This window comes from Mucilaginibacter pocheonensis (assembly GCF_031456535.1).
Taxonomy (GTDB): Bacteria; Bacteroidota; Bacteroidia; order Sphingobacteriales; family Sphingobacteriaceae; genus Mucilaginibacter; species Mucilaginibacter pocheonensis.
In genome coordinates this window covers 839,920-852,002 of the sequence record NZ_JAVDUU010000003.1, presented here as the reverse complement: position 1 = coordinate 852,002, position 12,083 = coordinate 839,920, and the positions used below count along the sequence as shown (strand labels likewise).

At 41.6% G+C, this 12,083-nt stretch carries 9 protein-coding genes; 3 read left to right on the top strand and 6 right to left on the bottom strand.

Annotated features, from left to right (window positions below; all coding sequences use genetic code 11):
- Positions 1-34: 34 nt before the first annotated feature.
- On the top strand, positions 35-1,498 hold the full coding sequence (locus J2W55_RS16910) for a dihydrolipoamide acetyltransferase family protein (protein ID WP_310098185.1): 1,464 nt from the start codon (positions 35-37) through the stop codon (positions 1,496-1,498).
- A gap of 59 nt (positions 1,499-1,557) precedes the next feature.
- On the opposite strand, the gene J2W55_RS16905 is transcribed toward J2W55_RS16910, so the two are convergent.
- The 4 genes from J2W55_RS16905 to argB form a co-directional block, all read right to left on the bottom strand.
- A complete protein-coding gene (locus tag J2W55_RS16905) occupies positions 1,558-4,365 on the bottom strand; it encodes a S9 family peptidase (protein ID WP_310098181.1) in 2,808 nt (935 codons plus the stop codon).
- 139 nt (positions 4,366-4,504) lie between these two features.
- Positions 4,505-5,881: an aspartate kinase gene (locus tag J2W55_RS16900; protein WP_310098178.1), complete on the bottom strand. Its 1,377-nt coding sequence runs from the start codon at positions 5,879-5,881 to the stop codon at positions 4,505-4,507.
- A gap of 180 nt (positions 5,882-6,061) precedes the next feature.
- A complete protein-coding gene (gene proC, locus J2W55_RS16895) occupies positions 6,062-6,880 on the bottom strand; it encodes a pyrroline-5-carboxylate reductase (protein WP_310098175.1) in 819 nt (272 codons plus the stop codon).
- Positions 6,877-7,722 carry an acetylglutamate kinase gene (gene argB, locus J2W55_RS16890; protein WP_310098173.1) on the bottom strand — a complete coding sequence of 282 codons (846 nt, stop codon included), beginning with the start codon at positions 7,720-7,722 and terminating at the stop codon, positions 6,877-6,879. Before argB ends, proC begins: the two co-directional genes overlap by 4 nt.
- A 204-nt stretch (positions 7,723-7,926) precedes the next feature.
- On the opposite strand from argB, the gene J2W55_RS16885 reads away from it, so the two are divergent.
- Together J2W55_RS16885 and J2W55_RS16880 are read left to right on the top strand one after the other, a co-directional pair.
- Positions 7,927-9,225, top strand: a complete 1,299-nt coding sequence (locus J2W55_RS16885; protein WP_310098170.1) for an NAD(P)/FAD-dependent oxidoreductase — start codon at positions 7,927-7,929, stop codon at positions 9,223-9,225.
- 59 nt (positions 9,226-9,284) lie between these two features.
- Positions 9,285-10,526: a cation:proton antiporter gene (locus J2W55_RS16880; protein ID WP_310098167.1), complete on the top strand. Its 1,242-nt coding sequence runs from the start codon at positions 9,285-9,287 to the stop codon at positions 10,524-10,526.
- Here the strand turns inward: J2W55_RS16880 and J2W55_RS16875 are convergent.
- Entirely contained in the window at positions 10,519-11,133 is a 615-nt protein-coding gene (locus tag J2W55_RS16875; RefSeq protein ID WP_310098164.1) for an FMN-binding negative transcriptional regulator, read from the bottom strand. The genes J2W55_RS16880 and J2W55_RS16875 overlap by 8 nt on opposite strands.
- Before the next feature lie 2 nt (positions 11,134-11,135).
- The gene (locus J2W55_RS16870; RefSeq protein WP_310098161.1) at positions 11,136-12,083 is read right to left on the bottom strand and encodes an N-acetylornithine carbamoyltransferase; all 948 of its coding nucleotides are present in this window, start codon (positions 12,081-12,083) and stop codon (positions 11,136-11,138) included.

Sequence of the window (12,083 nt, the reverse complement as noted above, 5' to 3'; positions counted from 1 at the left end):
TCCCTAATTTTGAAAAAGAAACTATAATTTTTTCATGGCCAAATACCAATTATTATTGCCAAAAATGGGTGAAAGCGTTGCTGAAGCAACAATAATTAAATGGACAAAAAATCCAGGAGATCATATTGACGCGGATGAAACAGTAATGGAAATTGCGACTGATAAGGTTGATTCAGACGTTCCATCGCCGGTGGCTGGCAAACTAATTGAGCGGCTTTGCCAGGAAAATGACGTTGTTCAGGTGGGATCAATAATAGCAATTATTGAAACTGATGAGATATCATCAGGTGAACCCGAAGCCGCCGCGGTTGCTGCACCTGTTGCAGAAGAACAAACCACATTAAAAGAACAAAAGGTTGTGGCCAATGATACAACTCCGGGCTATCAATCCGTACAATCAACAATTTTGTCTGAACCGGTGTCGATACCGGGTTTAGATCAATTGGAACAGAGTACTGGCCGGACGGAAACATTTAAAAGTGAGGGGCGTTTTTATTCGCCATTAGTAAAGAATATAGCCAGCCAGGAAGGTATTGGTATCAATGAACTGGACAAAATACCCGGCAGCGGTTCAGACGGCAGGTTAACAAAAGACGATCTTTTAAATTACCTGCAATACAGGCAAAAGCCAACGGCTGCTCAAAAAACCGGCCAGCCGTTAACACCAGAGCACCCGGTAAATGCTGAATCCATCCGGCCAGAAATAGCACAGCCTGCACCTAAAACACCAGAACCACTGCAAAAGTCTGCCGATAGCGAAAACAAACCGGCAGTGGCTTCAGTATCGGGAGCAGATGAAGTTATAGAGATGGACAGGATGCGCCGCTTAATTGCCGACCACATGGTAATGAGCAAGCAAACTTCACCGCACGTTACCTCGTTTGTGGAGGCTGATGTAACCAATTTGGTTATGTGGCGTGATAAAGTGAAAAGCAGCTTTGAAAAACGCGAGGGCGAAAAGATAACCTTTACACCCATCTTTATAGAAGCTGTTGTAAAAGCGATAAAAGATTTCCCGATGATCAATATAACCGTAAATGGTAGTCAGATCATTAAAAAAGCAGCTATTAACATAAGTATGGCTACCGCTTTGCCAAGCGGTAATCTTATAGTGCCGGTGATTAAAAAAGCCGATGAATTAAACCTGCTGGGCATTACAAAGGCAGTTAATGATCTGGCAAACCGGGCACGCATAGGTAAACTTTTACCTGATGATGTAAAAGATGGCACCTTTACCATAACCAATGTAGGTTCTTTTGGTAATGTGATGGGTACACCTATCATTAACCAGCCGCAGGTAGCCATTTTAGCGGTAGGAGCTATCAAGAAAAAGCCGGCCGTAATTGAAACAAAAGAGGGCGATATGATAGCTATCCGCCATATGATGTTCTTGTCATTATCCTACGATCACCGTGTGGTAGATGGCGCACTGGGAGGGTCATTTGTAAGACGTGTAGCTGATTACCTCGAAAAATGGGATCAAAACAGAGAAATATAATTATACATTATCAATAGAAAAGCCAGGTATTCGCCTGGCTTTTCTATTGATAAAAATTGCTATTTCAGCAGTTCAAAACCCCAGTCTTTGCCTTTATCTACAGCAGGTATGCCTTTGGCCATCCATACCGGCATTGGAGTTCCTTTTAAAAAATGATCAAAAAATTGAAGCTCACGTATAGTAATATCCTTGCGGTTTTGGCGCAATACAAGGTTATGGGCTTCGCCGTTATATTGCAGCAGCCAAACGGGTTTACCCAAACGGCGCAATGCGGTAAACATCTCAATACCCTGGTACCAGGGTACTGCTCCATCAGCGTCATTACTCATAATAGCCACAGGGGTTTTTACATTCGGAAGCTGAAATAAGGGGGAGTTCTCAATATAAAGACCTGGTTTATCCCATAGCGAAGCACCGATACGGCTTTGTGTTTTTTCATATTGAAACTGCCTGTTTAAGCCCGACTCCCAACGGATACCTCCATAAGCCGATGTCATGTTTGCTACCGGAGCACCGGCCCAGGCTGCGGCATACATATTGGTTTGCGTTATCAGGTACGCTACCTGGTAGCCTCCCCAGCTTTGACCCTGCAAGCCTATGTGGGCGGCGTCAACCCAGCGGTTTTGTTTTAATGACTCAACACCTGAATTGATATACTCCATTGCCGATGCGCCGGGATGCCCGGTTTGGTAGCTGATATCCGGTGCGAAAACCAGGTACCCATTACTTACAAAAAAGGATATTGGCAGGCGCGAAGGGGTAGGAGCCGGTGCTATGTAGTTATAAAGTCCGTCTGACAGTTTCTCATAAAAATAAACGATCATCGGGTATTTTTTATTTGGATCAAAATCCTCCGGCCTATATAAAATACCTTGTGACAAATGCCCCTTTGGGGTTGTCCATCGAACCAAGGAAGCTGTTCCCCAATTGTATTCGGCTTGTTGGGGATTAATATTACTTAATTTAATTTCCTTTTTTAAATTAGTTGATACGTACAGGTCAGGCGGCAGTTCATAGCTGGCCTTGGTATAAATATAGGTATCGGCGTTCTTTGCCTTTAGCAGATCGCCATAACTCATCGGGATCACGTTAACTTTTGCCGGAGCCGAATGGCTTTCAGGATATTTAGTAAAATATCCCCATTGTTTATTTGTTTCGTTTTGAGCCTGTAACCACATTACCTGCTTATTAGGAATGAATTTTTGCTCTGGATCGGTTGACACGTAGCGGATAATTATTTTGTTTTTACGTCCGATGTTATTAGTGAAATTTATAGCATAACCTGTAGCAGGATCTATGCGCCATATATCGTAGCGATCATAAATTAATACGGCTTTGTCGCCCTGCAACCAACCTGCAGTACCATAATCCGGAGCATAGTTAGGCACGTCATTTAGTTCGTCGCCCATTTTGGTGCCTATTGAGCCGGTGAGATTGGTTTTTCTGCCTGTGGATATGGTATAGCTAAACCAGTTTTGCGCTTCGGGATCAAACCATATCACATATTTGCCGTCCGGAGATAATTGATATTGCGCCTTGCTGGTATTGATCAGACGTTTATTGCCGCTTTTGGTATCTATCAATATAGCCTGCCGCCTGGTTCCGCCTTCCCATTGGGCTTGTACGCGCGCGCCTGTATCGGTAATGCCCAAAACATAGCGGGCGTCCTTATTATTTGCAACTTGTACCTCTGGTATAGCTTTGCTGCCCAATTGCAATGGTTTGGATTCAATATCATTAGGTTTTATAACTGCAAGATAACTGCGCTTTAATTCGGTCTGAAGATTTTTGAGCTGCTGCGGTTGCAGATAATCATCTTTATAAGTCCAGATGTCCAATTTGGCTACCTCAAAATCAACAATCGTAGTATCGGCAGGTTTGGGAATAGGGGCGGTGCCAAAAAACAGGTTGTTGCCGCTTTTACTAAAGTAAACTTTACCATCACCACTTACAGCCCATTGTTGTGGTATTCCTTTTATACCGGCTGCCGCAATAACATCGGCACTGTCTTTCAGATCGTTATAATAATAAAGTTTAAAGGGTTTAACCAGGGCTTTTTCAGGGTTCTTTTCGGCTGTAAAAGCTACTTGCCTGCTGTTATCATCAATGGTAATATTACGGTAGTTACCGCGTCCGGTACTTATGGCTTTCAATATGTCCTTATCAATATCATAAACATACATCCCTGATTGTACCTCTTTTTGCTTTACCGGCGCTGTAACCGCGAAGACAAGTAATTTCCCGTTTTTGCTTAACTGGTAATCTGTAACATATTTAAATGTACGCGTTGTTTTGCCGGTTAGTTTGTTCACCATTAAATCTGCACCAACTTGTATTGGTGGCGCAATAGTATTACTCACCGCCTTTTTAGAAGTATCATTAGGCGCAGGTTTTTTTATGGTGTCTGCAGCTGCAAGGTAAGCCACAACTGGAGCATTATAGGCCAGCTTAAATGATCTGATGCCCGGTACCTTCGTTATTAAGGGTGTACCTGGTGTAACTATGCCCAGCGTATCTTTAGGAAAATCTGCCTGTTTTTTCTTTTTTATTTTCGCTTCGCGGATGGCTTTGTAAAATGGCCTGATCAGGATGATTGCAAATTTTGAATCACTGCTAAAACAGGCGGTGTCAGCACGGGGTATTTTTATTTTGTCGGTGTTTTTTGAATTGCTGATCACCAGTTCATCATCACCCTGTTGTGTATTTATTACATAGGATATCCATTTCCCATTATTGCTGATGCGTTGGTTACTGATACTCTGCCAGCCATCAAAAACCGAATGATCCAATGGTTTTTTACTTGCTTTTTGAGCAAGTACATTCAAAGCAATAAAAATGAGCACCAACAGGAGTAAAGTTTTACGCATAGGGACTTTAAGTAAAAGTTAAATATGCTAAAAACGGAGCGTTTATAAAAGTTTGCTGCGCGAAAGTTACAAAAGAGTTAAAAGCACGGGACAAAGCTCAATGTTATTAATGGCTTTGTCCCTGTGCGTCACCTTATGACTATATCATTACCTTATTGAGCGCTTTAATAGCTTCTTTAAAATCTTCGCGGGCTATAAGGAACTGGATATTAACTTTGCGCAGGGCAAAACCACAGCTTTTTATATTGATGCCTTTTTGGGCCAGCGCGGTCGCGGATCTGGCAAGTAAACCCGGTTGATCCATATTGGAACCGATGAGGCAAACCATGGCCATTTTTTCTACAGTAACCTTTTCATAATCGTTTTCAAGCTCCTGAATCAGTTTTTTATTAAAATCCTTATCCCATATCACTATAGATATACTATTGGCACTGGTGGCTTTAAAAGTATAGCTTACGCCAAATTTGTAGAAAAGCTGCATGATGTGAAAGTCGGTACCCACATTGCCCACCATCGACGGATCATAAATATCTATCATGATCACCCGTTCGGTACCTGTAATTATCTCAACCCGTTTCTTGTCGCAAAAGTACTCACGGGTAATCAGCGTGCCCGGATGCTCAGGTTGAAAGGTATTTTTAATTCGCAGGTCAATGTTATTTATCTCCAGCGGTTTCGAAGCTTTGGGGTGGATGGCTTCCATCCCAACATCAGCCAGTTGATCGGCAACATCATAATTGGTGTTGCCAACAGGGAAGCAATTGTCAACCCCCACCAGTTCAGGATCGGCAGTACATAAATGGTATTCTTTATGAATAATGGCTTCCTGCGGTTTTACAGCCACAGCGATCTTACTGAAGGTAACCTCCGAATATCCGCGGTCAAACTCGCGCATAATACCCTCCGTGCCCTTCGTATAGCCGGTTACTATAGTAATGGTGCTTTTAAAATCAATATGTTGCAGGTCCTTTTTTATACGCTGGTCAATAGTGAACGACCGCGGATCATGGAAGCCGCTCAGGTCAACAAACGTGGCATTAATGCCCATGTTCTGCAGGATATTGGTAAAGTTAAAGGCGGAGTGGCTTTCACCAATTGAAGCCAGGATCTCGCGTGCGGCCTGCAAAATACCATCCTTGCTTACATATCCGGATGCCAGAATGTTGGCGAGGTTTTCCAGGTAAGTTTTGGCATCGTTGATACGCTGTTCAATAAACTTGTCAGCTTCAGCAATGTCGAGACCCAGGCTTTCATAGCTTTTATTGATCTGTTTAAGCTTTACAATAAGTGCTTTAAGTGGTTTATGAAAGTCTTTATAGTTTGCCAGTTTGTGATAAACACCAGGCTCACCAGTTTTTTTATCCTCGAGCAGGAGGTTGGTTACCCCTGAAAAAGCGGATACAACAAAGATGCGATTGTATAATTGTTCTCCGGTACGTTCAAATAGGATGATGTTTTTGATCACATCATTTAAGGCGGTCATGGAAGTACCACCAATTTTTTCGACTGTTAACATTTTAAAAAATAAACGCTTAACGCGTATGTGCCAAAGTTATGCCAATATTGAAAATGGCCGATTATTGGCATATTGGGTTTTTAAGATTAAATAAGTAATAGTTTGTTGTTTTAGTAACTTTATCAAATTGATAAACGCTTATCAAATAAATATGGGGTTAAAGCCTGTAATTAACTTTAATTATTCACCCTTCTTATAAAGGTCACCCGCCTTTTCGGCCGAAAGCTTTATCCCTTTTATCATAGCCGAACTAAAACCGTTGTGTTCCATTTCGTTTAAGCCGGCAATGGTACAACCACTTGGCGATGTAACCTTATCAATTTCCTGTTCGGGGTGGGATGCAAGCTGAAGCAGCAGGTCGGCGGCGCCTTTGGCGGTTTGGGCAGCCATTTTCAGGGCATCATGCGCATGAAAGCCTATCTCGGTGCCCCCTTGTGAAGCTGCACGTATAGAACGGAGGAAAAATGCAACACCACAGGCACAAAGCGCGGTTGCCGATGTCATTAACTCCTCATTGATCTGTATTGTTACACCTACAGTATCAAAAAGAGATTTTACCAGGTTGATATTTTTATTGGTGCCATTATCTGTAGCGATACAGGTCATGGAATGGCCAATAGCTATAGCTGTGTTAGGCATAGCCCTTATAACCTGCACATTCAGATCAAGTTGCTGGCGTATATCGTTGCAGCTAACACCCGATATTACTGATATAAGCAATTGTTTTTCGGCTTTGATAATGGGCCTTATTTCATCAAGGAGCTTATTAAGCTGCTGGGGCAATACGGCCAAAACAATAATATCGGCTTTCCTCACCGCCTTCATATTGTTGTCAGTAGTATGATAACCCAGTTGAGCATACTCTGCCAGGGCCGCTACGTTTCTGCGCGTAAGTGAAATTTGCTGGGGTTTGCAAATACCTGCTTTAACTAATCCTTTAGCTAATGACAACCCGATATTACCAGAGCCCAATATGGCTAAATGCTGTGATGAATTCATGCGTTCTTGCTTAAACGTGTTCCAAATGGTTTATTATCTTTTAATTGTCCCAGATCGTCAGACTTGCCAATGATCACCGCCTTTACACCGCATGAAATGGCTGTAAAAGCATTGTCAAGTTTGGGTAACATACCGCTGTGTATAATGCGCCTGGTTTTTAATTCTTCATAGCGTTCGGGGTCAATATCCCTAATCAGCGAATCTTCATCATTAATGTCCTGTAATACGCCTTTCTTTTCAAAACAATAAATAAGCGTGGTATCATATAAAGATGACAGCGCTACTGCCAACGCCGAAGCAATAGTATCGGCATTGGTGTTTAATAGCTGGCCTTCGCCATTATGTGTTAAGGCACAAAAAACAGGAGTGAAGCCGGCTTCCAACAAACGGCTTATATTTTCCGGATCAATGGATTTTTCATCCAGATCGCCCACAAAGCCATAGTCAATGGTTTTTACAGGTCGTTTTTTTGCAAGTATAAAATTACCGTCTGCCCCGGTAAGGCCTATTGCGTTATTACCGAAACGCTGTAATTGAGCAACTATATTTTTGTTGATGAGGCCGCCATATACCATGGTAACCACCCTTAATGTTTCAATATCTGTAATGCGCCGACCGTCAACAAGCTTTGCTTCAATGCCTAACTCCTCTGCTATTTGTGTTGCAACTTTGCCGCCACCATGCACTAATATTTTAAATCCATCCAGTGCTTCAAAGTCTTTCAGGAAATGATATAGATTTTCAGAGTTATCAATAACGTTTCCTCCTATTTTTATTACGTACAGGCTTTTGTTTTTTGATAATGAGTTTAAATTTTCTGAAACTGTATCAATTTTATTCATTCTTAACAATAATATAACCTCATCAGAGCCAAATTTCTATTAAAACAAATAGAAAACTGTTAAAAATAGAAAATTTTCGTCTATTTTATTCAAAAAACGTTAAAAAATGATTAATATATTATATACGCAACTTTACAATTTGATTATGAAATAATTAGTATAATTGAAATTTTAAGGCATTAAACTTGCTGTGAAATTTTTCCTATGGATCAAAAGAAAAGTACTAAACCCCGCGTGGTGATCATTGGCGGCGGATTTGGCGGGCTGCAATTAGCCAAAAACTTAAAAAATGCACCTGTAGATGTGCTTTTGCTTGATAAACACAACTACCATACCTTTCAGCCATTGCTTTACCAGGTTGCCGCGGGTGGCATCGCCGCCGACTCAATAGGTTTTCCCATACGCCGGATATTTACCAAACAAAACAATTTCAGGTTCGCGCTGGCCGAAGTGGAGCGGATAAATCCGGAAAATAATACACTCAATACCAATATCGGAACCATTTACTATGATTATTTGATCATTGCAACCGGATCAAACACCAATTTTTTTGGCAATAAACAAATTGAGCATTTTGCCATGCCCATGAAGAATATTCCGGAAGCGTTAAACTTACGCAGCCTTATCCTTCAAAACCTCGAAATGTCACTGATTGCAAAGGACCCTGAAGAAAAGGCAGCCCTGATGACCTTTGTAGTGGTGGGTGGCGGCCCCACTGGAGTAGAGCTTTCAGGCGCACTTGCCGAAATGCGGCAGCTGATATTGATGAAAGATTATCATGGCTTAAGAAAGCATAACATGAAGGTTTACCTGGTTGAAGGTAAATCCGAATTACTGGCAGCATTTTCGCCGGGCGCATCTGCCAAAGCCAAAAAGTTTTTAAAAGACATGGAGGTAACCATATTTAACGATGTGCATGTGCAGAGTTATGACGGGGTTGAGCTTAAAATTGACGATGGTACCGTTATACTTACCCGCAATGTACTGTGGGCTGCGGGCGTTAAAGGCGAAGTGCCCGAAGGGATGCCTTTAACAGCTATAACAAAAGGTAACCGTATACAAACAGACGAAATAAACCGGGTAAATGGATATTCAAATATTTTTGCCATAGGTGACGTTGCCGCTATGATAACGCCCGAAACGCCAAACGGCCATCCTGGCGTGGCGCCGGCTGCTATACAACAGGGAAACTGGCTGGCCAAAAATCTTGTTCGTATTATTAACGGTGAAACCGCTCTTCCGTTTAAGTATAAAGATAAAGGTTCACTCGCTACCATTGGTCGTAATAAGGCGGTGGCCGACCTTGGATGGCTTCATTTGCAGGGCTTTTGGGCCTGGATCCTGTGGGGTGTTGTTCATATCATGTCGCTGGCAGGTTTTACTAATAAGGGAACCATATTTTTCAGCTGGGCTATATCTTATTTCACTAAAAACAGCGATAATCGTTTAATAATACGCTATTTTGATACCAAAACCAGAATGACGGATCCTGAATCAAGATAAAAAGCGCGCCTTTTAAAACATTGTTTAGCTTATTTTATTACTTAATAAGCTAAATATTTATGGACCTGTTTGTTATCATCGCTTTATTGGTTATTGTGAGTGCATTTTTTTCTTATATCAATGCACGTTTCACCAAACTTCCCGGTACTATTGGCATTGTTTTAATAGCTACTATTTCATCAGTTATTATATTGATCACTGATAAGTCAAACCCCGCTTCGGCCAGGTTTCTCACTACATTGGCTAAGAATATTAATTTTTCGAAGGTTTTACTTAATATCATGCTGGGGTTCCTGCTGTTTTCGAGTTCATTTAACCTCGATGGCGAAAAGCTCAAAAAAGCGATGCGGCCGGTTTTTATACTAAGCACGCTGGGTGTGATCTTATCAACTACCATTTTTGGTTTCCTGTTATTTTACCTGGCGCCATTCTTCCACATCCATATGCCGCTTATTTATTGCTTTTTGTTTGGCGCATTGGTATCACCTACAGATCCGGTGGCGGTGTCGGCTATTATTAAAAACTCAAAGCTGCCGGTCCACCTGGAAACAATTATCTCTGGCGAATCATTGTTTAATGATGCTGTAGGGCTTGTTTTGTTTGTTATTATACTGCAGATAACGCAAGTGGGCGAGGAGAATATTGAACTGGCAAAGGTTATTATGCTTATAGTGAAAGAGGTTCTTGGCGGAATTGCAGCAGGTGCAATTTTGGGATATCTTGCGCAACGGCTTATGAAATCAGTTACAGATTTTCAAACCATTGTTTTGATATCACTGGCATTGGTAATGGGCTTATCGGTATTGGCAACCATCCTGCATTTTTCTATACCATTGGCAGTGGTAACCGCTGGTTTATTTGCCGGGAGCCATTCTATAAATCAGGATAACAAAGAAAGATCACACGAGGCGTTGGAGAAATTTTGGCAATTGATTGATGAATTACTAAATACCATTTTATTTGTGATGATTGGTTTACAACTCATTAACCTGCCTTATGTAAATAACTACTGGGTAACCGGCGGTATATCCATTGTGATGATATTGATTGCCCGCTGGTTTAGTATAATGTTGCCACTCACCTTTTTACGCCATACATTGAAAATAAATTACAGTAATATCAATATCATGACCTGGGCGGGTTTACGTGGGGGGATCTCCATAGCTTTGGCCCTATCATTGCCAAATACGCCATACCGGCATCTAATCTTATCAGGAAGCTATTTTATAGTAATATTTTCGGTTATAGTACAGGGATTAACTTTAAACGCAATGATAAACAGGGCAGCTAAATCTACTTAGTAGGTTTCATAGCTTCCATATATTTAGCTATTTCATTATCAGTGTTGTTATCGCTTTTACTTAAAGTGTTTATAATGCTTTCTTTTTCCGGTTCGCTGCGGTTTTGGCTCAGTTTCTTTTTAGCCTGCAGGTCGTCCACGGTAATTTCAAATGCAACTATCCCTTTTATCATTTTTTGTTTATAATCGTCGGGCAGGTTGTTCCACTGATGTAAATAACCGGCTTCGTAATTGCTGATCATTTGAGCCAGTAATTGTGCTGTGTCGTCGTCATTGTCCAACAATACAGCTTTACCGTAAGCATGTACCGCTAAGTAATTCCACGTAGGCACATTGGTTTCTTTCTCATAATTAGCAGGAGAAATATAAGCGTGCGGCTCATTAAATATCACCAGTACCGTTTTGCCAACAATTTGCGCCTGTGGATTTGCTTTAGCAAAGTGCGACGACAAAATTAACTTATCGTCGCGCTGTTGAACCAAAAAGGGGAGATGTGTTGCTACCGGCACTTCATTAACTGATGTTACTATAGTAGCAAAACTATAGCGTTGCATAAAGCTAATAGCTTCCTGCTGATCAGTTAATTGGAAGTGTTTCGGAATATACATAACTATAAATGCTCAAGCATTTGTTTTAATACTGCCTGTGCTGCCCAAACACGGTTTCCGGCTTCATGTATCACAATAGAATTGCTGCCATCCAAAATCTCATCAGAAAGCTCCAGATTACGACGAACAGGCAAGCAATGCATTACTTTTGCATTATTAGTTTGTTTCAGCTTTTCATTGGTGAGCATCCATTCCTCATTTTTACCCAATATATTACCGTACGGCTCATAAGCCGACCAATTTTTTACGTAAATAAAATCTGCACCGGCTAATGCTTCGTCCTGGTCATAAGTAATGGTAGCTCCCTGAGTAAAGTCGGTACATAACTCATAGCCTTTGGGCTGGGCAATGGTAAAATCAACATCGGCCCTGCACATCCATTCAGAAAATGAGTTGGGCACAGCCTGCGGCAGTGGTTTTATGTGCGGTGCCCAGGTTAATACAACTTTAGGCCGGGTTTTAGTTTTTAATTCTTCTATAGTTATCAAATCGGCCAAACTTTGCAGCGGATGCCGTGTAGCCGATTCCAGGCTTACTACAGGCACTTTGCAAAATTCAACAAATTTGTTAAATATCATTTCGCTATAATCTTCCTCGCGGTTCCTTAAGCCAGGGAATGAGCGCACACCTATAATATCTGCATATTGGCCCATAACGCCAGCGGCCTCGCGGATGTGCTCAACCGTGCTGCCATCCATGATCACACCATCGCGCAGTTCCAATGCCCAGCCTTCCTTATCAATATTAAGTACCATTACGTTCATGCCCAAATTAAGCGCTGCTTTTTGTGTACTCATGCGGGTGCGCAAACTTGGGTTCAGAAAAACCAGCGCCAGCGTTTTGTTTTTACCCAGATGCTGGTGCGCGTACGGATTTTGTTTTAGCTCCAATGCTTCTTTAACAAGCGCATTGATATTGGTAACATCATTAACAGAAGAAAATAGTTTCAT